Consider the following 20,720-nt stretch of genomic DNA (forward strand, 5'->3'; position numbering starts at 1 on the left):
TCAGCCTGACCACCCAAGCATGTCCGACATACTGCGTGACGCTGTCGTCAACCCAGTCCGGGACGCCGTCCCGTTTCTGGTCATCACCGTCCTGTGGGTTCTCGTGATGCTCGTCCTCTACGGCCTCTTTCTCGTGACCAAGCCGGGCAATATCACCTACGACGCCTGGGTCCACGCGACGGTGTTTGTCGTTCCAGCTATCGGGTTTCTGGGGCAGGTACTCCAGCAGGCGCTGTCAGGCCAGCACCGGGCCTGAGCGGCCCCCGTCACTTCCAGGGGTTCGGGACCAGTTCTGCTTGCACCGTTGCACCGACAGCGAGATGCGTGTCGGTCGTCGGCTCGGCGATACAGAGCAGGACGTAGCCGTCCGCCAGATGCCGGTCCTTGAGCGCCCGCGGCGGGCGGTGATGGACCACGTCGCCGGACAGCAACCGAGCAGTACAGGTCCCACAGGCGCCAGTCCGACAGCCAAAGGGCAGCCCGATATCCGCGGCCGCCGCGGCATCGAGTATCGTCTCACCGTCCGGCACCGCAATCGTCTCGGTGCGCTCACTGTCCCGCCAGTCCAGCAGGACCTCGGTCATCGGCTGTCCAGCCACACCATGGTCATTTCCACACGTCGCTGGTGCAGTCCCCGTCGGGCCACCGAATCTCGTGGGCACGAGCAGGGCCTTCGGGGAGGTCGCCGAAATCCACGAGGAAATCCCGATCCAGCGACATCGTTCCCGTTCGCGGGTCCACGTCGGCTTTGAGCATCACTGACCCCTTCTCGGCTTCCTCGGGGAAGAACTGGTTGTCCCACGAGGAAAACAGTGAGGTCGTCCAGTACAGCCGCTCGCCGTCGAGCGAAAGCTGGAGCATCTGCGGACCCGCGACGATATCACGACCCTGAACCTGTTCGATGTCGCCGAAGTAGCCGCCAATAGAGATGGAATCCGCCTTTCGGGGGTTGGAGGGGTCCGAGATGTCGTACATCCACACCTCCCCGTGGAGCCAGCTCGACCCGAAGAGGTAGCGGTCGTCCATCGAAATGAGGATATCCGTCACCAGTGCCGGCACCGGCATGTCCCAGCCTTCGTGCTCGCGGTCGTCGAACTCGATGACCGGCTCGGCGTGGTATCTCTCGTCTGACTCGTGGAAGTGAATGATATTCGAGGACAGCGCCGCGCCAACGTAGCCGTGGGTGCTCTCGGGCGTGTGCAAAAAGCGGGCTTCCAGCGGAATCAGGCCGTCCTCGCCAAGGTCGATGGTCTGCTCGATGACACCGTCTTCCCAGTCCCAGAAGTTGAGCCGCTGGCCGTACTTCCCGTCCTTGACATCGTCCAGATCGAAACCGGGGTAGTAGGTTTTCGGGGCCGCCCACTCCGTAGACAGCATCACGTTCTGGCGGGGCTGATACCAGTAGTCGTAGTTCATCTCGATCTCGCCGGGCGGGTCCCACCGCCCCTGCACCTCGAAGTCGTCGTTCAATTCGAGGAATCCACCGGGGAGGTCGCCGTCAGCATCGCCGAGCATGGAAATCAGAATCTCACCGTCGGGGATGCAGTGGACGGTATGGGGCGCGGAGAGGTCGTGCTCGTACACCTCTTCCGGTTCGATGACTTTCGTCAGTTCGGGGTCGCGGCGCTCCTTTGTGTCGACGATGTGGATGCGCGAGGACCGCTGGCCAGGAATGACGAGATGCCGGCGCTCCAGCCCGTCCATATGACACGAGGAGGAACAGGCGTTCCACCCGAAGTGGTGGAGTTCATCGCCCTTGTTCGGCATCTGGACCCGATTGATTATTTCGCTGTAGGTGTCGGAGTCGGGATCAAGGTCAACGACAGCCAGAAAGTCCGGTGCGTCGACATCCTGACCGACGTGAAGCCCCATCACGTACGCGGTCTGTTCGGGTTCGGCCGCCTCGATGGCGGCCTGCGGAGTGGCATAGCCCGGCCCTTCGTGATCGTGGTCATGGTGGTCGTGTGTCTCGCTCTCGGCTGGCTGCTCTGCATCACTCATGCGTGTTAGTTACAGACACATTACATTTTAGCAACGTGTTCCGGCTGAAACAGCCGCTATATGCGTCGCGGTAATGGTGGTGTCCGGAGCGATGGACGGACCACCGCTGGCTTCACGCCAGTTGTCGCCAGCTCCAGGTCGGTTCCCAGCCAAGCAGCCGCTCAGCTTTCGTCGTGTCAATGAGCGCCGTGTAGGGGCTTCCGTCGTCGCCCGTTTGGCCCCGGTAGTCAGCGTCGGAGTACAGCTCCGCCGCGAGTTCAGCGCTCGGTGTCTCAGCGCTGGTGTCCGGAGCCGATACCCAGAGCCGCTCGTGGCCGACGAACGACGCCTCGATGGCTGCCTCAACGAGCGCAACGGCGTCTGTGACGTGGACATAGCCACAGAGCGTGTTGCGCTGGGTGTGGAAATGGTCAGAGTTCCGAAGTCCGGCGAGGGTACGGTCGGCCTCGACAAACGTCTCCTGAGCCAGGTCATCGTCAACGACCCACGGGAACCGAAGCGATGTGATGGTCTCCGGCGCGTCCGTACTCCGGCGAGCGAACCCGTCGGCGGCGACCTCCAGTGTCTGCTTCCCCATTGCATACGGGTTCGATGGCGTGAGTCGGTGGTCCTCGTCAATCGGGAGGTAGTCGACTGTTATCAGGTCCGGTTCGAACCCGCCGCCAATAGCGCTGAAACTCGACGCCAGCGCAACCGTGTCGATTCCCAGTTCGCCAGCGGCCTCCAACACATGATAGCTGGACATGACGTTGCTCTCGTAGGTCCGGTATCCCGGCGTCTGGTCGGGCGTGGGAATCATTCCGAGGTGGACGACAGTGTCGGCATCGCTCTTTGCGAGTGCACCGTACACCTCGCCCGCATCGAGCAGGTCAGTCTTGATGTACGCGTCCGAGTGTGCCTCGTCGCACTTGCCACGGGAGAGGTTGACCGTTCGATACCCGGCTGTGGTCAGATGGTCGAGGACGTGCTTGCCAATGCGGCCGTTGCCACCGGTGACGGCGACCGATTCAGGCATGCGAGGGTATGCAGCAGACAGGCCCAAAGGGGTTCCGCCGGAACACGTCGCCGCCAGTCGTCACGCCCCAGCAAGCGCCTTCCGAACGGCGTCCTTGATCGGCGTCTGGTGGATTGGCACGGCATCCTGCAGGTCCATTTCCGGGTCGACCGTGACCGGGTTCCGCATACTCTCGGCCAGCGGCCGAGCGATGGCGTACTGTACGTCTGTCGTGAATCGAAGCCAGTGCGAGGACAGGCCCGGCGTCATCACTGGCACGGGGACAATAAACACCCGCTTGCCCTTCTCGGCGGCGGTAAGTTTCAGCAGCGACTCGTAGGACCACACCGATGGCCCGCCGATGTCATAGGTCTCGCCACGGGTCTCGTCGGCATCGAGTAACTCCACGAGGTAGCTGATAGCGTCGTCGACGCCGATGGGCTGACACGGCGTTCGGACCCACTTGGGAACGAGCATCAGCGGCAGGCGGTCGGTCAGGTCGTCGACGATCCGGAAGCTCGCGCTCTCCGGGCCGATGATGACCGCCGCCCGGAGCACTGTCAGGTCGAACGACCCCTCCGCCAGCACCGATTCGACTTCGCGCCGCGACGCCAGATGTGGCGAGAGATTCTCCTCGTCGCCGCTGATGCCGCTGAGATAGACAACTCTGTCGACGCCCGCAGCCGACGCGGAGTCCGCGAACCGACGGGCGTAGCGACGGTCTAACTCGGCAAAGTTCTCGGAGGTGAGCGAATGGATAAGATAATACGCGACATCGATATCATCACAGAGGCCATCAAGAGAGTCCGGTTCGCCGAGGTCGCCCTCAAACGGTTCAACCCCCTCGGGAAAGGACTCTTCGCTCGCGCTCCGGGAGAACGCCACCACATCGTGGCCTGCGTCGTCCAGGGCACGAACCAGTCGCCGTCCAATGAATCCGGTCGCACCCATAACGAGCACACGCATGTGTTCGTACCTTGGGTCGGAACCCCAAGGACGTTGCGGCGATTCCCGTGCAGTTCTGTCGATGTCCGGGACCACAGAACGAGACACGTGGTCTATGCAGTGGGTCGCAAAAAGCGGGCGGCGAGGGATTTGAACCGAGTGGAGACGGTCGCCTTCGCTTCGCTCGGTCGCTGCGACTCCCTGATTCGAATCTTCGCTGCCGGTTCACTCACAGTCTCGCTGTTGCTCGGCAGGTTCGTTACACGGGCGGCGAGGGATTTGAACCCCCGACCATCTGGTCCGGAACCAGGCGTTCTGTCCGCTGAACTAGCCGCCCACAGAAAACGGTATCAGACTGTCCGTCTTAACGGTTGTGAACCGTCAGGGTGACTCGCCGGTCTCGATAGTGAACTCGCTGGTCGGGTACGCGACACAGGTCAGGCAGTACCCCTCTTCCATGTCGTCATCCATCAGCGAGTCGTTGTTGCTGTGGCGAATGTGGTCCGTCGCCGGGCCGTCCTCAATGTGGCCGGCACAGGAGATACACTGGCCTTCGCGGCAAGCGTAGGGAAGGTCCCAGCCTTCCTCTTCGCCGGCGTCGAGAATCGTCTCGTTGTTGGCGACCTCGATTGTCTCGCCTTCCTTGGCGAATTCGATTTCGTAGTACTCGACCTCGTCGTCGGCGATGTCGTCGGGGTCGAAGCCTTCGTCTTCTTCTTCGACCGCTTCACCTTCGCCAAGTTCGCCTTCGGCCTCACCAGCCGGAATCGCTACGGCACCGCCACCACCGATAGAGCGGTTGTACGGCTCCGCAAAGTCAGTCTCGGGGACTGTCGCGGCCCGCTGCTCAAGGACCTCCTGGGAGATGTCTTCCGGTGCCTCCCAACCGGTCCCTTTGGCGTAGTGGAGCGCGACCACTATCAGGGTGAGCGTGGCCCCGGCGGCGAGTCCAACGAGTTCTACCATGTGCACGGCTATGGAATACTGGTTTAATTAGCTGTTGTTTCAGCGCGCGAGCACCGTCGACACCGCTTGACGAAGCAGCCCTCGGCACAGAACGGGGGCGCAGAAAGCAACCGCAATCGGCGGCAGGCTACTCCCGTCGTGGGACCTCGTGACGACCGAAGCCGTATCGGAGTCGGCTGGCGAGGCGGCGCGCGAAGCGACCGTCGTCAGCCCGCGAGCCGAACCGCTCGGCCAGCGACTGGTAGATGAGCGGCACTGGAACTTCCTGTTCGAGCGCTTCCTGTACGGTCCAGGTACCAGTCGATCCACCCTCCACTCGGTCGGCCACGTCGCCGAGGTCATTGCCCTCCTCGCGGAACGCCTCCTCACAGAGCTCCAGCAGCCACGAGCGGATGACAGCGCCGTTGTTCCACGTGTTGGCGACTGATTCGAGGTCGAGGTCGTACCGGCCGTTAGCCAGTAGTTCGAAGCCTTCGCCGTAGGTCTGCATCAGCGCGTACTCGACGCCGTTGTGAATCATTTTGACGTAATGCCCGGAACCCGCCGGCCCCATCCGGTCGTGGCCGTCCGGTCCGGTCGCAACGGCATCGAAAACAGGGACCAGTTCGTCGTAGGCCCACTCCGGGCCGCCGACCATCAGCGAGAAGCCCAGATCTGCACCGGCGGGACCGCCAGAGGTCCCACAGTCGAGGTATGCCGCGTCGGTCGACTCGGCGCGCCGGACCGAGTCCTCGAAGTATGAATTGCCGCCGTCAACCACGACGTCATCGCTGTCGAGTGTCGGAGCCAGTTCATCCAGCGCGGCGTCGACCGGGTCCCCGGCCGGGACCATCAGCCAGATCCGTTTCTCCGAGCCGAGTTTCCCCGCGAGATCCGCGATGGACGATGCCGGTCGAGCACCGGCGTCTGCCGCGTCAGCGACGCTCTCCTCGTCGATATCGAAGACGACGACTTCGTGGCCGGCTTCGAGTACGCGGTCGACGACGATGCGGCCCATGCGTCCGAGTCCAATGACGCCAAGTTCCATACCGAGGAGTCGCCGACCGAACAGGTAGGGGTTGCGGTTCGACAGAAAAGCGTGGCACGAACACCATCCGTGCCGTCGTCAGTCCTGACGCCGTCGTCAATCGGCTGTCCCGGAAACGGCCCTGAGAGAATCGCCATGAGTCCTGTCCCGTACTGCACCAAGTATTCCAGCGCTGGAACGCAAAAAATTCACGGAATACACTCACATCAGCCGTGCCAACCCGGGGACCACCGCCGTTTTGTTCCGGCCACACTTGGTGGGGATATGGACGACCGCATACGCGAACACGCCCGGATTCTTGTTGACTGGAGCGCTCGCATCGACGCGGGCGACGACGTGGTGCTGGCCGTTGAGGACGGTGCCCACGACCTCGCAGTCGCCGTGGCCGAACAGCTGGGCGACCGCGGCGCGAATCTTATATCGACGTACCAGTCAGACGAACTCACACGGGCCTATCTGCAGGCGCACGACGGGTCGTTTACCGAGAACCCAGACTACGAACTGGCACTGTACGAGCGAGCCGACAGCGTGCTGTTCCTGAAAGGGTCACGGAATACCACCGAGACGGCCGACGTGGACAGCGACCAGCGGCAGGCGTACTCGACGGCTCGACAGGAAATCAGAGAGGCTCGGCTGGATACCGACTGGGTATCGACACAGCATCCGACACGGGCGATGGCCCAGCAGGCCGGAATGGCGTACGCCGAATACAAGGATTTTGTCTACGACGCGACGCTACGGGACTGGGAGGCGCTGGCGGATGAACAGGCTCGTCTGAAGGAGATTCTGGACGACGGTTCGGAGGTCCGTATCGTCGCGGACGGCACTGACATCACGCTGTTCATCGATGGCCGTATCGCCGTCAACTCCGCCGCCAGCGTGGCCTACGACTCCCACAACCTCCCCTCCGGCGAGGTGTTCACCGCGCCCCACGATACCGCCGGCGTCGTCACCTTCGACGTGCCGATGACGATACAGGGTCGTCGCGTCAAAAACGTCGAGCTGACGTTCAAAGACGGCGTCGTCGTCGACTGGTCGGCCGAACAGGGCGAGGCAGTCATCGACGAAATCATCGGGACCGACAGCGGCTCCCGCCAACTGGGTGAACTCGGTATCGGGATGAACCGCGGCGTCGACCGCGTCACCGACAATATCCTCTTCGACGAGAAGATGGGCGGGACAGTCCACCTCGCGCTCGGCCGCGCGTACGATGCCTGCCTGCCCGAGGGCGAGTCCGGCAACGACAGCGCCGTCCACGAGGACCTCATCACGACGATGGGCGAGGGGTCGCGGCTCGAAGTCGACGGCGAAGTCATCCAGCAAGACGGCATGTTCCGCTGGGAAGACGGTTTCGAGGGGTAGCGTCGCGGGACTGCGGTGCTGTGGGCCGGGAATAGATGTCATGATTCTGTGGGCCGGGAGCGCCCTCTGTGGCGCGACCCGGGGGAGGGCAGGTTTGCCGGCGGTTGTAGCGCTGTTACTGTACCGCGAGCGGAGCGAGCGGTTTCACTCCGAGCGCGGCCGCAGGCCGCGACTCGGAGGTTGTTTTTAGGGTAGATTTTTACAAAGGGGGTTCCCGCAGCGCCGCAGGCGCGAGGAAACCCCCTGCAGTAAAAAGGTACTTCAGATTGCGAGGAACTGCGACACCAGCCACTTCGTGAACGTCCCAGTAATAGCGCCGATCCACGAGAGCACCACGAAATGCATGTACGTGTTGGCGTTGTGGCCGCCGTCGACGGTCCGGATCATCAGGGACGACAGCATCGCGCCGAACATGATGATGATGATAAGCAGGAACTCGATGAGCGGGATGTTGTAGACGCTGGTGTTGATAAGCGAAGCAGCGTCGAGCCGGCTCCCGGTGCTCAGGTTGAGCGACATATCGGCGAGGATGTTGACGACCTGCAGGCCGATGAAGAAGGCGAAGGTCGATGCGGCGGTCATCCCGTAGAGGAGGCCAACGAGGGTGGTCGCCGCTTGCTTGCGCTTCTGCCGGAGTTGCAGCACCTGATTCATGTTCTCGGAGATAAGCTCGCCCAGTTGCTTGGGAGACCCACCCATCTCGCGGCCGATGAGGTACATCTCGGAGAAGGTCTGGATGAGATAGGAGCGGCAGTCCGCGGTGAAAAAGCGCCAAGCAGAGGTTGGCTCGATTCGCATATTCAGTCGTTTGTAGAGATTATCGATGTTGGGCGAGAGTGCGCCGAAGTCCTTCTTGCGGAGGGTGCGAAGCACCGCACCGGTGGTAGACTGCTTTGCGCCTTCGGTCGCACCGAGCGCACGGATGAAGTTCGGGAACTCCGAATCCCGGTCCTTGATACGCTGTTCTTCCTGTCGGAAGACGAGACCGGGGATGAGCATCGGGGTGATTGGCGCGGCGGCGTACAGCGGCAGCGGCACTTCGTCGAACATGAAAAAGAGGTCGTTCAGCGTGATCGGCGAGATGCCGAGCATCCCGCCCAGCGTGATGAACACGAGCAGCATCGACAGCCCCACGCCGGCAGCCATCGATCTGTTGAGTTTGGACTCAATCGGCGACGGGTAGTCGACCGGATGGAACCACACCGGGTCGTAGGGAGCCATCGAGCGGACAGCGAGGTAGAAGCCGGTCTGGACGAACACGAACATCACGATGACGGCGCTGACGGTCATCGTCGGGTTCGTCCCGGTCAGCACCGGAAGGACGACGGCGAACACAAGCGCGAACGTCATCGACAGAATCATCGACAGGTAGAGGTCTTTCATCACTTCGAGGCTGTCGAGTGAACTCTTGTACACCGTCGAGTAGTGCTGGATGATCTGCTCCTGTTCGGTCAGGAGGTAGTCGTCGAGTCCCTGTCCGGCCCCGAGCGTGTACGCGAGGCGGTCAAAGAAGTCCGAAACTGCGCGGCTCGGGACCTGTTTGGCGCGGCGACGACAGGCGTCGTCGAGGCTCAGGTTCCAGGTGTCGACGAGCTGGACGATGCGATGCATCTCCATCGCGAGTTCGCCGTACTCGTCTTCCTCGGCTAGCGTTCGGAACACCTCCATCCGGTCAATCTTCGTCGTCGCCAGCACGGTCATGTGCGTAATAAGCAGGTGAAACCGGTTGTTGAGTTCGCGCTTGCGCTGGCTCAGGAGGATCTTGGGGTAGAAAATCGCCGATGCCATCACCAGGAACCCAAGCAGGGGGATCGGTGCTCGGACTGCAATGGGCTGCTCCAGCAGCAGGGCGACGACCGTAGAGATAATGAAGAAGCCGACGGCTGGCAGCAGGATGAGAAAGAGATACCGCTCCAGCGGGATCGTCATCTGGCGGTAGGACTCAACGAGCGACTGGATCGTCTCGGTTATCGTCAGATCGATGTTGCTCTCGGCTTCACCCTGTGACATTGTTAGTCGGGCCTGGCCATATTGAACGGAATCCCTTCGACACCGTCGCGCTGGAAGTCCGAGATGAAGTCGTTGACCTCGTGATACCCCAGAATTCCCTCCTGCATGGCCCGCTCGATGAGGTTCGCACGGAACTCGAGGTCGTCGTAGATGTCACGCGTATCCTCGTAGCCGAGCAGGGTCGCGATCTGCTCTTCGAGGACGAAGGAGTTGTTCATTCCCTGGAAGATGATTTCGTCCTCGACGGGGTCCCAGTTGAACACCTGCCGAGTGACGACACCGTCCATCTCCTTGGAGTAGCCCTCGATTTCCTGAACGCTCGTCACGCGGCGAAGGACCTGGTCGCCCTGCTTGACGCGGTTCTGGAACAGCGCCACGTCGGCCACGTCCATGAACGTCTCGGGGACGTTGATCGGTTCACCGGTGAAGCGCTGAATCATCGAAACGATGTCGCTCGCGTGGAAGGTCAGCATCACCGGGTGGCCGGTCTGGGCGGCCTGGAACGCCATCCGTCCCTCCTCACCACGAACCTCACCCACGATGATGTAGTCGGGGCGAGAACGTAGCGCGGCGGCGACCAGGTCGAACATGTCGATGCTGGTGCCCTCGTCTTCACCCTCACGAGTGAGGAGTTGCTGCCAGGTGTTGTGCGGGGGAAGCACCTCGGCGGTGTCCTCTGCGGTGTAGATCTTTGCGTCGTCAGGAATGAACGAGGTGATCGCGTTCAGCGTCGTCGTCTTCCCGGACGCCGTCTCCCCGACCACGAACACCGTCTGCTCGTTCTCCAGACAGAGCCAGAGATACGCGGCCAGTTGCGGCGACAGCGTCATCCACTTGGTAATCTGGAAGACAGACAGCGGGACATCATCGCCCTGACGAATCGTGAGCGAGGGACCCTTCAGGCTCACGTCGTCGGAGTAGATGAGGTTCAGACGCGACCCGTCCGGGAGCGTCGAGTCGACAATGGGGTCCGAGTCGGAGACCGGGTCGCCCATCCGCTCGCCCATATTGCGGAGCCACTGGTCGAAGGCTTCCTCGCTCTGCCACTCGACCGTCGTTTCCAGCATACCGTAGACGCCGTGGTCGACGTGGCATTCGCTACGGCCGATAACGTGAATATCCTCGTTGGCCGGGTCGCGCATAACCGGTTCGAGCGGGCCGAGACCGACGATATCGCGGTTCAGCCGGTAGAGGATGTTCTCGTAGGTCTCCTGTGTGACTTCGACGCTGCTCACGTCGGTAAGATTCGACAGGCGGGTAAGCACGCCGTTTTCGCTGTCCTCGTCCCGGACCTTCGTGGTCTCCTGCAGGAGTTCCTCGATGCGGTCGTCGAACTGGGCCTCGTTTTCGGGCGCGGGCTTGTTGACGCTACGCTGGAGCAGGCGGTTCCGGACCTTCCCGAAGACGGCCCGCTCGTCCTCATCAAGTTCCGGCTCAATGGCGTAGTACTTCATGTCCTGACCCACGTCGCCGTAGATATGACAGAAGATAGGGCCACCGACCGGGTACAGCACGTTCGGCCGATTCGTCTCGTAGTCGTCGTCGGCCTCGTCGATGAGCATCGGGAACTCACCGGTGATCTGTTTGAACTTCTTCAGGTGGTCCCGCAGGTGGGGCCGCCGCGCTGCCATCTGTCGAAGTTCGTCCGACGGTTTCGCACGTCCGTGGTCTGTCATATCTTAGTCACCTCTAGGCGACACTGCGCGATTCGATGACGATGCCGGTTCCCGAGCGGACCGAGAACCCGATGGTGTCACCGACCTGTTCGCCCATGCCGGCAAATCGGAGAACGTTGATCTGCCGGCGCACGTCGTTCCCGACCTCGATCATCTCCAGTTCGATGAACACGTCAGCGATGGCCCGGAACGGACCGATAGCCTCCTCATCCAGCGTCGATGGATCGACAGTGAGCATGATGCATTTACCCTGTGAAATGACGTCCCGGAAGTAGGAGATAACCTCCAGAGCGGCCTGTCGCTCCTCGTTTTGCCGGACGAGGGCCTCGAACTTGGGGTCGTTCCTGAGGATAGCGTCGAAGGTGTCGATGACGACGACGTCGGCGTCCCACATCACCTCGGCCTCCATCAGCCGCTTGAGGAGCTCCTTCCGGTCGGACTGTTCGTCACCGCCGGTAAGGGCGTTCGATTCGCCGATGTCGGCGTGCAGGAACAACACGTCCTCATCGAGGATGTGGTCGACCATGTCATACGACAGCGAGTGCATCTGGTCGAGGAAGCTCCCGACAGTGAGTTCCGTCGAGAGGTAGGTCACTTCGTGGCCCTCTTCACAGAGGCCGTAGGTGAACCGCTGGCTCATGGCGGATTTGCCGGCGCCGTAGTCACCCTCGACGAGGATGATGCTGCCGGGTGGGATACCGCCGCCCAGTTCCTTGTTCAGCCGGTCGTGGTCGTCCAGTCCGAGCGAGAATAGGTCAGTACTTGCGATACTCATGTGTTGAACTCGAACACCTCCTCGTCGCCGTTGACGATGAGTTTGAGCCGGTGGTCGCCGCCACTGAGGCTGCCGTTGATGTCGATGCGAACGACCTCACCGGGCCGCCAGCTGTTGCCACCGTTTGGCTCCAGCGTTACCGTGTAATCACTGGCGAAGGTCCCATCGACGAACACATCTATCTGTCCGGGGACTGGAGCTAACGTCTCTGAACCGGTGTTTTTGACGTGAACCGTGATTGTGTTCGCGCCGCTGTCGTAGATGGTGTCGCTACCGCTGTCGGAAATGATTTCCACGTCGGTTCGGACGTCGCTGCTCACGTCTAACCCCTGTTCCGAAACAGCGTTGCTCAGTTCGCCGATACTGCTCGTAAAGACGCCAGCCACGCTCGCGGCGATAGCCATCGACGCGATGAACAGGATCAGGTGTGAGACGGAGACGCTCGCCATGTTAGCTCACCACCATCGTTTCGGCGATGCCGTTCTCTGTGACGACTTTCACCCGGTCGGGCTGACTACTGAGTGAGGTGACGGTAATCTCTAACCGCTCCTGTGACGCCCAGATGTCCGTCGAACCGTCACCGTCGACCGTCGTGCCGTAGCCTGTGCGGTAATCGTTGTCGACCAGCAGGTCGGTCGCTTCGACCGACAGCGTCTCGGAACCGGTGTTGTCGACGGTCACGACAAGGTTGTCGTTCCCGCTGCTGTTCCACGTCGCCGACACAAGCGAGATATCGGTGTTTTGCTGGTCGAGGAGCCGGTCGCGCTGGTCCTCGCGGGCGTCGTTGACGCGTTCGAAGCCGTTCGCGGCTGCGGAGTAGAACATCCCGAAGCCGATGAACGCGGCCACGAAAATGACGGCTGCCGAGCCGCTAACGCTGAATCCCATCGGAACCACCCCCCACCAGTTTCGAGAGCGCAACGGCGTCAGCGCCGCTGTCACTGTCAAGCTGTGAGATGTAGTGCAGGCTCTCCGTGTGGTGGTCGATAGACAGCCCATCCCCGGTGTCGTTCACGCCGTCGAAGCCGCGGAGGTACTCCTTGAGCTGGTCCGCGACCGACTCGTCGATCCAGTCGATAGTCTCATAATAGTCGATAGCGCGAGCCGTCTCACGGTAGCCCGAGTGCTGGACCAGGAACTCGAGCCACTCGACGATGATGAGGTCCGCCGCGAACCCTTCCGGCATCGTCGCCAGGTAGGGTTTCCCGTCATCGTCCGCGTCCGAGCCGTCGTCTGCCGTTGCCGCATCACCGCTGCCGGTAGCCGCGGTGTCAGTCGATTCCGGCTCTGGTTCAGGCTCTGGCTCTGCGGCCGGTTCCGGCTCTGGCTCGGGTTCAGGCTCCGCGGCCGGCTCAGGCTCCGGTTCCGGCTCTGGGTCCGGTTCAGGCTCTGGTTCGGCTTCCATAGCTTCCGTCTCGGCCTCATCAATCCCATCGTCCTCGATGACCTCGTCGAAGAGGTCGTCGTCTTCCAGCCCGCCCGCGTCGCCGTCCGAATCGTCTTCGCCCAGCAGATCATCGCCTTCGTCGGCCAGCAGGTCGTCATCGTCGTCAGCAAGGAGGTCATCGTCGTCCGATTCGCCCTCAGGTTCCTCGCCCTCTGCCCACTCGGCGTCGCCGGACTCGTACTCGTCTTTGAGCTCTGCGAACGATTTGCCGCCGTCACCATCGTCGCTGTCCTCGTCCATACTCTCCCCGTCGTCCATGCTCATCCCATCGTCCATGCTCATGTCGTCCTCCGTGTCGTCGAAGTCGTCGAACTCCTCGTCGAACGACCCGCCGTCGTCCTCGAAGCCGCCCATGTCGTCGCCGCCGTCATCGGGAAACATATCGTCGACACCGCCATCGTCCATCGACATATCACCGCCAGTGTCATCCGTCAGGTCTTCGTCGAAGAACCCTTCTGCGTCGGCGTTGGCGACATCGTCGTCGATGTCCTCCTCGGTATCGTCACTCCCGTCGTCGTCGAACAGGCCGAAGGAGCCGCCGCCTTCGCCCATGCCGCCCATGCCGCCGTCGACATCATCGGCGAAGGGGTTGACGCCACGGGTGACCATCTCGTAGATGTCGAGCAGCTTCCGGACGTTCTCCTCGGTTTCTTCGACAGATTCGGAGATGCTCTCGTTTTCCGTCCGCACCGTGTTGACCGTCGAGGAGAGGCTACCGACCTCGTTTTCCAGTTCGTCGAGTCGGTGTTCCAGCTCGTCAGTGTCAGGCCCGCTCGCGTCCTCCATATCGCCGAACTCGTCATCACCGAACCCACCCATGTCGTCGCCGTCGTCGTCGAGGCCGCCGAGGCCACCGAGATCGTCGCCACCACCGCCGAGATCGTCGCCACCGCCACCGTCGTCACCCATCAGGCCGCCGCCGTCGGCCATCCCGCCGCCACCGTCGTCGCTTGCGTTCTCGCTCTCGTCGTCCGATAGAATCGAATCGAACATATTCTTGATGCTCATACCAACCAGCCCGCCGGTCAGCAGAACAAAGAGGGCGGGTGCCAGTCCAGCCAGTTCCGGTGAGACGGCTGGAGCCAGTGGCACGAGAGCGAGACTACTCATCTCTTGTATCTCACGCTTTTTCTACTCTTGAATATTCCCCTTAGCGTATCATATTTGATAATAATATCCCATTTTACCAGCTCAGATGGGGTAAATTAACGATCCAAGTACTAGCCTGTTACATTTCAGATTAATTTCGAGCGGAAAGCCGGGGAACAGAGTGTGGCAGTGCGGCCCCGGCAGACGAACGGCTGTCACTCGTCTGACGCCAGACGTTAGACACGATTACTGCTCGCAGACATTACAGTGTTATCGAGTCCGTGTTCGCGCTTTTGACAACGAAGTTGCCAGTGTCCGCTTCGAGTTTGACGGACCGGCCGTGGTCGCCACCCAGGTCTTCGCCGACAACGGGAACGCCGTGTTCGTCCAGCGTCTCGCGCACCTTCTTGGCGTTGCGCGAACCGATAGAGGATCCGTTCTCGGAGAAGTCGAGCATATCGCTCCCGCCAGCGATTTTGGCCTCCATGGCCTCCGTCGACGCCCCGGCATCCGCCATGGCCTCGATGAGTGCTTCGATGCCCGTGTCCGCGAACTTCGCATGGTTGCCGCCGTCGATATCAGCCGCCGACGGAAGCATGACGTGGACGAGTCCGGCCACCGTGTTACGGGTATCATATATTGCGATCCCGATACAGGAGCCCAGTCCGCTTGTGGTTAGCATGGCCGGCTCTGTGGTCACCTTGTACTCCGCGATGCCGACTTTGATGCGCTCGGGCGTACTTTGTTCGGGACTCTCTGTTTGGCTACCATCGTATACTTTCATTATTTGAATATCTGTTCGACGTCCGCGCCCGTCTCGGTCGCCCGCTCAACATCGAGGTCGTTGAGGGCGGCGCGCAACTCTTTCTCGTTGGGGAGAGCGTGAATCTCAGCCTGAAACTCGATGTCGTCGGTCTGCATCTGGGAGTCGATGATAAACGCATGCTCTTGATACTGTCCGACCTGCGCTGCAAGCGGATCCATAATCGCCCGACCCATGTCGTGGACGACCCGCGGTGGCGTGTGTTCGACCGACGTCTGAAGGACGTTCGCCCAGCCGTCGACGAACCCGCTCGTCATGATGTTCCCCAGTTCCTCGATGGCGGCCTTGTGCTGGTCGGTTAGCTCATCACTGTCCATTTCGATGGGCATCATCGCCTCCGCAACGTTGATTGCTGAGACCTCGTCGAACAGCACCATGAGGTAGCCACTGGGCGTCCCAGTGAACTCGACGACCGTCCCGACGAACGTGTCCGTGCCGATCTGCTTTGGCACGTCCTCAATGGGAGCGAAACTGATCTGTGTCACCTCCGATTCAGTCGGGATACCGGTCATCATTTCGACGTTGTCAGCGGCTTTTTGAGTTCCCCTGGTCGTCATCTCGTTGAACGTCTGGAGCTTGTCGATGGGGATAGCGTCGCCGTCCGTGTCGACGTGCTCTACCATCATCTCCGTGAGTGATTCGTACTCAGGGAGCATGTAGATGTAGAAATTCACCGATTCGTCGATCCATTCGATCTCCGATTTGAACACGAACACCTGCTGGTGGTCGCCGCTCTCGGGCGCATCAGGGAGCACGTCGCTACCGGACTCCTCAATATACTCCGGCGGCGAGTGGTCGATGGTCGCACCGACGTAGTCGGCCCAGCCGTCGATGAACCCGCTCATCATGATGTTGCCGATCTCCTCGATACCGCTTCTGGCCATCGCCTCGTCGTCGCTGCTACCGGGCATCATTTCCTCGGTGATCGTCCCGGCGCTGTCAACGTCGAAGGCAAGCACAGTATCGCCCTCTAGAACGCCATCGAAAGAGAACTCGACTCCGACGAAGTCCCGGCCAGCCAGTTCTTCGCCGACATCAGCCCTGTCGAGCAGCGTGATCTTGGTGACGTCGACGACAGCATCGATGCCAGTCATCTGGCCCATCGACTGCGTGGCCTGTTCAGCCCCCTCGTGAGCGAGTTGGTTGAACGTGCCGAGCGACTGAATATCGACGTTCATCTATGAGGGAACGACGTCCTCGATAGCCTCCATCACGCTGGGTTTCTGGAACGGCTTGGTGATGTACCCGTCGGCCCCCGCTTTCACGGCCTCCTTCATCTTCTCTTCCTGACCAACGCTTGTACACATGATGACGTTCGCATCGGGATTGGAAGATTTGATTTCGTCCGTGGCCTCGATACCATCCCGGATGGGCATCACAATGTCCATCATCACCAGGTCTGGCCCTTCTTCTTTGAACACTTCGACAGCTTCGACTCCGTTCTCGACCTCCCCAACAATCTCGTGGTCTTCTTCGAGAATCTCGCGGAGGAGGTTACGCATAAACTCTGAATCGTCGGCGATCAGTACGTCTGGCATGCCTATCAAGCCTACATATCGTGATGAGTTAGATAAAGGTGTCCCGTAAATTATCGCGTGTGATATCGGTGGGACCCGAAACCGGGCAACTGCGTTCCGATTCTGACCGCGATGACAGGTACAACGCCTTCGTGTGCTGGTGCCTGCTTTAGAACTTCGCACCGTCTCGTGCTTCGATAGCCTCAACGAGGTCTGCGATACTGTCGTCCGGCGAGAGACCGGTCGACTGGACCATCCGCTTGAAGCTCTCTGGCGGGTGTTTGACTGGGACGTTGGACTCCGAGAGCAGAATGCCGAGCACGTTCTCGACCGATGTCGACCCGTCCATCTGCCGGCCGTACCAGAGCATGAAACTCTCGAACGCGGTGATGATGTCGTTGGACACAACCTGTTGCTGGTCAACGTTCCCGTCAAACTTCGCGGTCACATCGAACCCATACCGGCTATTTGATTTCGCCATTTGCTCGGCGAGCCACTCGTGAACGTTCGCGTCGGTAAACTCAGGAGCGTCGGGCTCGGGAGCTGGGTCCGGGTCAGGGGTGGAGTCAGACGAAACCTGATTGCCGTAGGAATCGTTGGTTCGAACATCAGAGGAGACGACATACCGTCCTTCGTCGATCTCTGTGACGTGCTCGTCATCCGCGATGTCTAATTCTTCCGGAGAGAGGATCTTACCGTCCTCTGGATTCGGTTCGTCTGACCCCGAGGCCATGCAGATACATGAGAGATGGGATGATATAATTCCGTCGCTGCTCAGGGGTAGCCGACACGGTTTTGACTGGTCGTGGATACGTTCACAGTGTGAGCGAACCGAACCGGCGAGAGGAGCGAACGACCGTTAAACGGCGGGCACAGAGCTCTCTCGGGTCGATTATCCTCCTGATTGCGGCGCTCCTGATCGCCGCAGCCACGGCTGGCGTACTGTTCGAAGTAGTCGGTGGGTTTCAGTCCGACGCGGCCACGGCCAGCGACAAAAGCGCCGACCGGGTCATTGCGCGGACCGAAGTCGTCGGGAGCACTGGCCACGTTAACACGACTGGACAGAGCATCGAAGCGGTGACGCTCGTGGTGAAGCGAGCGGAAGGGGGCGGGAACATGGACCTTAGCGATGTTGTCGTTGGGACGACAATCGGGAGCGGGGCCGACGCGCCGGTGGGTTCCGCTGCTGAGGTTACGGTTACCCCACTCAGAGATGACGACGACTCACTCTCGCGGGACATCCTGAACGACGACGGCGACCGGGCAGCCTTGCGTATCGACCTCGCGGCACTGACAGGGGTCGAGCTCCAGCCGAGCGAAAGCGGCACGATACGGTTGCTGTCACCTGACGGCGCGACGACAACGGTCAGAGTCTCGGTCCCATCGTCGCTCAACGGGAAGACAACGGTCCCGCTCTGACGGCCGGCAGTAGCAGCCGACCACCCGAACAGTGTGAGCCGGCTCACGGATACCGATGCGGAGAGGCGTGCTGACCCGAGTTCTTGACGCCCGACTTCGACCAGTAGACAGCCATACCGCGTGGCGTTTGGCCGTCTATGCATCCGGCGGCTGCTACAATCGTCTCTCCCGAGTCTGGTCGGGAGGAAATATGGTGTGTCACACGATAACTGCGAGCCGACGCAGTTCGCTATGTCGCCGTTGACGAACGTACCGACGCACAGAAACAGACCGCACAGCGACAGAAACAGTGTGAAACACTGACCTGTGTATGAGTTCGATCCGTCCAACCGAAGCACGTCGCAAATGTATCGAGCCCTCGGCGTGGGCTTCTTGTCACTGTCTGGATGTTTGGACGGGAATGTGAAACTGACACGACGTAACAGAATCGAGATCGTACCTGCAAAGAGGTGCTTGCAGTAGAGCTTCGCTTACATGATAGAACCGACCACAGAGCATAGTCGACGCCCCACGAGATGGCTGTCGCTGGTCGCGGGTGGAAAACAGAGAGAAAAGTTCTGCAAGCGAAAGAACGGCTCGCGTTAGACCTGCACTGCGGTTTCGCCCGATAGCGTGTTGGGCACGCTAACGCGGATTTCGGTGGTCGCGCCGGACTCTGTCGTCACTTCCAGCGTCATCGTCGCACCGGTTTCGAGCGTGCCGGGATCAACGATGATGCGGAAGCGGTCAGCGTCGGTCATCACCGGCAGTGAGTCGTCCTCGTCCTGAACGGCCTGAACACCGAACGTCTCACCCTGTGAGGCGCTGGTGCCGCCGTAGGTGAGGGTGTTCGTCCCGCTGGGGCCGATTGTGGTGATGGTCGTCTGTTCGAGGTTGATCTGGTCTGCACCGGAACCTTTGATCGCGATGATGCTGATTTCAGAGACGCCGCCGCCGCCGCTGTTGTACTCCGCGTTCACGAGGAGTGCGGAGTCCGCAGCGGTTCCTTGAGTGATGGTGATACCACTGTCAACGTCGTCAGGTTCGAGCCCGTAGAAGGATCCTCCACCTGAAACGGTGATAGTGTCGCCATCTCCGTTCTCGAACTCGATGGTACTACTGCTGACAGAGAGCTCGTTTTCGAACGGGTTGAAGGTGAACGATGCACCCGATTCGACGTTAATTACCTCGACCTCGTTGTTGGAGAGGACATCGAAGCGGATTTCGTCGCCAGCGTCGACATCGAGAGCGCCACCGGATCCGCTAGGCGCAAGTTCCGCACCATCAGCGGTGTTCGACGTAGCGGTCAGCACTTCGCCATCACTGACTACCAGTTGATCGGAGGATGAACTGCTTGACAGCGGAATGTACTGCTCGGTATTTTCGCTCACCTCTATCGGGAGAGTCTGGTCAGAGGGAGTTGCGTCGCTGTCCGTTAGCTTCAGCGTTTGTAGAGTGACCTCTCCGTTGATCGGGTCCTCATAGGTGCGCTGGAGACGGATGCTGTCAGCGGCCCCGGGTGAGTTCGACGCATCTATCGAGAGGTCCTCACTGGTGTCCACGGTGATTGATGCCCCGGTTTCGTCGTTCTGCACTTCCACTGAGGAGGCGCTCGCCTTCGTGAATGTGAGAGTGTCACCATCCTCAACGGCGATTTCGTTACTGCTGGTTGCAGTAAGAACAATGCTGCCATCACCATCTTCAGTGACAAGGACATCCATCTTAGACCCGTCATCGATTGCGATCTCACCGTGGGTGTCTGAATTTGCTCCTGAGCTGTCGAATACGATCGTGTCTGTTGGACCGCTTCCAGAAACAGATCCAATCTTCGATGCCACCTGAATCTGGTTGGTCACCTGGTCGCTACTTTCTTGGCCGGTCTGTTCAGCTGAACTCTGCAGGAAGCCAGCAGTGTTAATCAGGACGCCTGCCGCGATTGCGGCGACAAGCACCATCGCGATGAACACGATGAGGGTCCCGATCCCCACTTGGCCTCGGTCTTCTGGATTTGTAATGCGTTCGAACATATGTAGTCCGGGTCGCTCTGACCCTATCGGAACGAGTACGTACCACCTAATAACATCATCCCTCAAAATTTTATTCTTGATAACGATGGTTTCAGCCGGTTTAGACGGTACTTCTCAATAGTATTCAGCGTCGATTTGAACCGATTTCACGGTCGTATAGCGATCGTCGGAAAACCCGGAATCAGTATTGAAAATTAATTTTGCAAGCTGAAAGCGGCCGGTCGACCGGTCGGGTCACACGCAGGGACAGTCATTCGTACGTGATGAGACTGTACATCACAAACAGATAACCGAAGGTCGTCAGCCCACTGTTGACCAGCAGCAACGAGCGGACGCCTTCGAAGTCATTGATGAACGCGCTAATCATGGTCGCGGCCGCGCCCGCGATTGCAAGCGAAAATCCCACCGAGAGGTGAAGCATCGCCTGCCGGGATGTCTGGACGTACGCCCGCATGGCCATCCCAACCATTGTCAGTCCGGCCACGACGAATACCAGCGTCGATATGGCATAGAGAAGTTCTATCATCAGCACTGTGCAGTGCTACAGCGAACCCGTTATTAAATCCATGCTCGAAAATATCTTTCGTGATAACGGCGAAAAGAGGGGCTCTACCGCTCGGATAGGGTCCGCCACGCCTCGTCAAGTTTGTTGGTCACTTCCGA

At 60.4% G+C, this 20,720-nt stretch carries 21 protein-coding genes, 1 tRNA gene and 1 pseudogene; 3 read left to right on the forward strand and 20 right to left on the reverse strand.

The window, feature by feature from the left end; translation table 11 throughout:
- Positions 1-19 precede the first annotated feature (19 nt).
- Positions 20-256 carry a hypothetical protein gene (locus tag G9463_RS12380; RefSeq protein WP_004958673.1) on the forward strand — a complete coding sequence of 79 codons (237 nt, stop codon included), beginning with the start codon at positions 20-22 and terminating at the stop codon, positions 254-256.
- Positions 257-266: 10 nt separating this feature from the next.
- Here G9463_RS12380 and G9463_RS12385 read toward each other — a convergent pair whose 3' ends face one another.
- The 7 genes from G9463_RS12385 to gnd form a co-directional block, all read right to left on the reverse strand.
- On the reverse strand, positions 267-584 hold the full coding sequence (locus G9463_RS12385) for a 2Fe-2S iron-sulfur cluster-binding protein (RefSeq protein ID WP_007189301.1): 318 nt from the start codon (positions 582-584) through the stop codon (positions 267-269).
- A gap of 22 nt (positions 585-606) precedes the next feature.
- Entirely contained in the window at positions 607-2,001 is a 1,395-nt protein-coding gene (locus tag G9463_RS12390) for a selenium-binding family protein (RefSeq protein WP_165896866.1), read from the reverse strand.
- A 112-nt stretch (positions 2,002-2,113) separates the two neighbouring features.
- Positions 2,114-3,016, reverse strand: a complete 903-nt coding sequence (locus G9463_RS12395) for an NAD(P)-dependent oxidoreductase (protein ID WP_165896867.1) — start codon at positions 3,014-3,016, stop codon at positions 2,114-2,116.
- Between the two features lie 60 nt (positions 3,017-3,076).
- Positions 3,077-3,961: an NAD(P)H-binding protein gene (locus tag G9463_RS12400; protein WP_127014154.1), complete on the reverse strand. Its 885-nt coding sequence runs from the start codon at positions 3,959-3,961 to the stop codon at positions 3,077-3,079.
- Positions 3,962-4,204: 243 nt separating this feature from the next.
- Positions 4,205-4,277, reverse strand: a tRNA-Arg gene (locus tag G9463_RS12405).
- Between the two features lie 44 nt (positions 4,278-4,321).
- The gene (locus tag G9463_RS12410; RefSeq protein WP_004958689.1) at positions 4,322-4,906 is read right to left on the reverse strand and encodes a 2Fe-2S iron-sulfur cluster-binding protein; all 585 of its coding nucleotides are present in this window, start codon (positions 4,904-4,906) and stop codon (positions 4,322-4,324) included.
- A 127-nt stretch (positions 4,907-5,033) separates the two neighbouring features.
- Positions 5,034-5,933: a phosphogluconate dehydrogenase (NAD(+)-dependent, decarboxylating) gene (gnd, locus tag G9463_RS12415; RefSeq protein WP_011224074.1), complete on the reverse strand. Its 900-nt coding sequence runs from the start codon at positions 5,931-5,933 to the stop codon at positions 5,034-5,036.
- 264 nt (positions 5,934-6,197) lie between these two features.
- Here gnd and G9463_RS12420 point away from each other — a divergent pair, with 264 nt between their 5' ends.
- Positions 6,198-7,295 (forward strand): aminopeptidase, encoded by a 1,098-nt coding sequence (locus tag G9463_RS12420; protein WP_165896868.1) that lies wholly within the window; start codon positions 6,198-6,200, stop codon positions 7,293-7,295.
- A gap of 261 nt (positions 7,296-7,556) precedes the next feature.
- On the opposite strand, the gene flaJ is transcribed toward G9463_RS12420, so the two are convergent.
- The 10 genes from flaJ to G9463_RS12470 all read right to left on the reverse strand — a co-directional run bounded on the left by flaJ (position 7,557) and on the right by G9463_RS12470 (position 17,365).
- Positions 7,557-9,305, reverse strand: coding sequence for an archaellar assembly protein FlaJ (gene flaJ, locus G9463_RS12425; RefSeq protein ID WP_165896869.1), 1,749 nt, complete (start codon positions 9,303-9,305; stop codon positions 7,557-7,559).
- Between the two features lie 2 nt (positions 9,306-9,307).
- Positions 9,308-10,981 (reverse strand): type II/IV secretion system ATPase subunit, encoded by a 1,674-nt coding sequence (locus tag G9463_RS12430; protein ID WP_127014150.1) that lies wholly within the window; start codon positions 10,979-10,981, stop codon positions 9,308-9,310.
- A 13-nt stretch (positions 10,982-10,994) separates the two neighbouring features.
- A complete protein-coding gene (locus G9463_RS12435) occupies positions 10,995-11,756 on the reverse strand; it encodes an ATPase domain-containing protein (RefSeq protein WP_004515259.1) in 762 nt (253 codons plus the stop codon).
- Complete coding sequence (locus tag G9463_RS12440; RefSeq protein WP_165896870.1) at positions 11,753-12,205, reverse strand: CARDB domain-containing protein; 453 nt, start codon at positions 12,203-12,205, stop codon at positions 11,753-11,755. Before G9463_RS12440 ends, G9463_RS12435 begins: the two co-directional genes overlap by 4 nt.
- Before the next feature lies 1 nt (position 12,206).
- A complete protein-coding gene (locus G9463_RS12445) occupies positions 12,207-12,644 on the reverse strand; it encodes a flagellar protein F (RefSeq protein WP_007189309.1) in 438 nt (145 codons plus the stop codon).
- Positions 12,628-14,313 carry a FlaD/FlaE family flagellar protein gene (locus G9463_RS12450; protein ID WP_165896871.1) on the reverse strand — a complete coding sequence of 562 codons (1,686 nt, stop codon included), beginning with the start codon at positions 14,311-14,313 and terminating at the stop codon, positions 12,628-12,630. The genes G9463_RS12445 and G9463_RS12450 overlap by 17 nt, the downstream gene beginning before the upstream one ends.
- Before the next feature lie 241 nt (positions 14,314-14,554).
- Positions 14,555-15,076 carry a chemotaxis protein CheD gene (locus G9463_RS12455; RefSeq protein WP_004958717.1) on the reverse strand — a complete coding sequence of 174 codons (522 nt, stop codon included), beginning with the start codon at positions 15,074-15,076 and terminating at the stop codon, positions 14,555-14,557.
- The gene (locus G9463_RS12460) at positions 15,076-16,293 is read right to left on the reverse strand and encodes a chemotaxis protein CheC (RefSeq protein ID WP_004958720.1); all 1,218 of its coding nucleotides are present in this window, start codon (positions 16,291-16,293) and stop codon (positions 15,076-15,078) included. Before G9463_RS12460 ends, G9463_RS12455 begins: the two co-directional genes overlap by 1 nt.
- Positions 16,294-16,653, reverse strand: coding sequence for a chemotaxis protein CheY (gene cheY / locus G9463_RS12465; protein ID WP_004515265.1), 360 nt, complete (start codon positions 16,651-16,653; stop codon positions 16,294-16,296).
- A 148-nt stretch (positions 16,654-16,801) separates the two neighbouring features.
- Entirely contained in the window at positions 16,802-17,365 is a 564-nt protein-coding gene (locus G9463_RS12470; RefSeq protein ID WP_004958722.1) for a hypothetical protein, read from the reverse strand.
- A gap of 89 nt (positions 17,366-17,454) precedes the next feature.
- Here G9463_RS12470 and G9463_RS12475 point away from each other — a divergent pair, with 89 nt between their 5' ends.
- Entirely contained in the window at positions 17,455-18,051 is a 597-nt protein-coding gene (locus tag G9463_RS12475) for an archaellin/type IV pilin N-terminal domain-containing protein (RefSeq protein WP_004958725.1), read from the forward strand.
- Positions 18,052-18,632: 581 nt separating this feature from the next.
- Here the strand turns inward: G9463_RS12475 and G9463_RS24430 are convergent.
- The 3 genes and pseudogenes from G9463_RS24430 to G9463_RS12485 all read right to left on the reverse strand — a co-directional run bounded on the left by G9463_RS24430 (position 18,633) and on the right by G9463_RS12485 (position 20,583).
- A complete protein-coding gene (locus G9463_RS24430) occupies positions 18,633-19,592 on the reverse strand; it encodes a hypothetical protein (RefSeq protein ID WP_370457912.1) in 960 nt (319 codons plus the stop codon).
- Positions 19,587-20,057 (reverse strand): annotated as a pseudogene (locus G9463_RS24520) (archaellin/type IV pilin N-terminal domain-containing protein); the annotation flags it as partial. The gene G9463_RS24430 and the pseudogene G9463_RS24520, both read right to left, overlap by 6 nt.
- Positions 20,058-20,307: 250 nt before the next feature.
- The gene (locus tag G9463_RS12485) at positions 20,308-20,583 is read right to left on the reverse strand and encodes a hypothetical protein (RefSeq protein ID WP_004958731.1); all 276 of its coding nucleotides are present in this window, start codon (positions 20,581-20,583) and stop codon (positions 20,308-20,310) included.
- Positions 20,584-20,720: the final 137 nt, after the last annotated feature.

The sequence above is a fragment of the Haloarcula sp. JP-Z28 genome, assembly GCF_011440255.1.
In the GTDB taxonomy this organism is placed as follows: Archaea; Halobacteriota; Halobacteria; order Halobacteriales; family Haloarculaceae; genus Haloarcula; species Haloarcula marismortui.

Bases quoted from the DNA above. Each gene is read 5' to 3' on its own strand.
- G9463_RS12455 (WP_004958717.1), bottom strand. From the start codon at position 15,076: ATGAAAGTATACGATGGTAGCCAAACAGAGAGTCCCGAACAAAGTACG.
- G9463_RS12385 (WP_007189301.1), bottom strand. From the start codon at position 584: ATGACCGAGGTCCTGCTGGACTGGCGGGACAGTGAGCGCACCGAGACG.
- G9463_RS12380 (WP_004958673.1), top strand. From the start codon at position 20: ATGTCCGACATACTGCGTGACGCTGTCGTCAACCCAGTCCGGGACGCC.
- flaJ (WP_165896869.1), bottom strand. From the start codon at position 9,305: ATGTCACAGGGTGAAGCCGAGAGCAACATCGATCTGACGATAACCGAG.
- G9463_RS12420 (WP_165896868.1), top strand. From the start codon at position 6,198: ATGGACGACCGCATACGCGAACACGCCCGGATTCTTGTTGACTGGAGC.
- G9463_RS12430 (WP_127014150.1), bottom strand. From the start codon at position 10,981: ATGACAGACCACGGACGTGCGAAACCGTCGGACGAACTTCGACAGATG.
- G9463_RS12450 (WP_165896871.1), bottom strand. From the start codon at position 14,313: ATGAGTAGTCTCGCTCTCGTGCCACTGGCTCCAGCCGTCTCACCGGAA.
- G9463_RS12485 (WP_004958731.1), bottom strand. From the start codon at position 20,583: ATGATAGAACTTCTCTATGCCATATCGACGCTGGTATTCGTCGTGGCC.
- G9463_RS12400 (WP_127014154.1), bottom strand. From the start codon at position 3,961: ATGCGTGTGCTCGTTATGGGTGCGACCGGATTCATTGGACGGCGACTG.
- gnd (WP_011224074.1), bottom strand. From the start codon at position 5,933: ATGGAACTTGGCGTCATTGGACTCGGACGCATGGGCCGCATCGTCGTC.
- G9463_RS12470 (WP_004958722.1), bottom strand. From the start codon at position 17,365: ATGGCCTCGGGGTCAGACGAACCGAATCCAGAGGACGGTAAGATCCTC.
- G9463_RS12445 (WP_007189309.1), bottom strand. From the start codon at position 12,644: ATGGGATTCAGCGTTAGCGGCTCGGCAGCCGTCATTTTCGTGGCCGCG.
- G9463_RS12435 (WP_004515259.1), bottom strand. From the start codon at position 11,756: ATGAGTATCGCAAGTACTGACCTATTCTCGCTCGGACTGGACGACCAC.
- G9463_RS12460 (WP_004958720.1), bottom strand. From the start codon at position 16,293: ATGAACGTCGATATTCAGTCGCTCGGCACGTTCAACCAACTCGCTCAC.
- G9463_RS12440 (WP_165896870.1), bottom strand. From the start codon at position 12,205: ATGGCGAGCGTCTCCGTCTCACACCTGATCCTGTTCATCGCGTCGATG.
- cheY (WP_004515265.1), bottom strand. From the start codon at position 16,653: ATGCCAGACGTACTGATCGCCGACGATTCAGAGTTTATGCGTAACCTC.
- G9463_RS12395 (WP_165896867.1), bottom strand. From the start codon at position 3,016: ATGCCTGAATCGGTCGCCGTCACCGGTGGCAACGGCCGCATTGGCAAG.
- G9463_RS12410 (WP_004958689.1), bottom strand. From the start codon at position 4,906: ATGGTAGAACTCGTTGGACTCGCCGCCGGGGCCACGCTCACCCTGATA.
- G9463_RS12390 (WP_165896866.1), bottom strand. From the start codon at position 2,001: ATGAGTGATGCAGAGCAGCCAGCCGAGAGCGAGACACACGACCACCAT.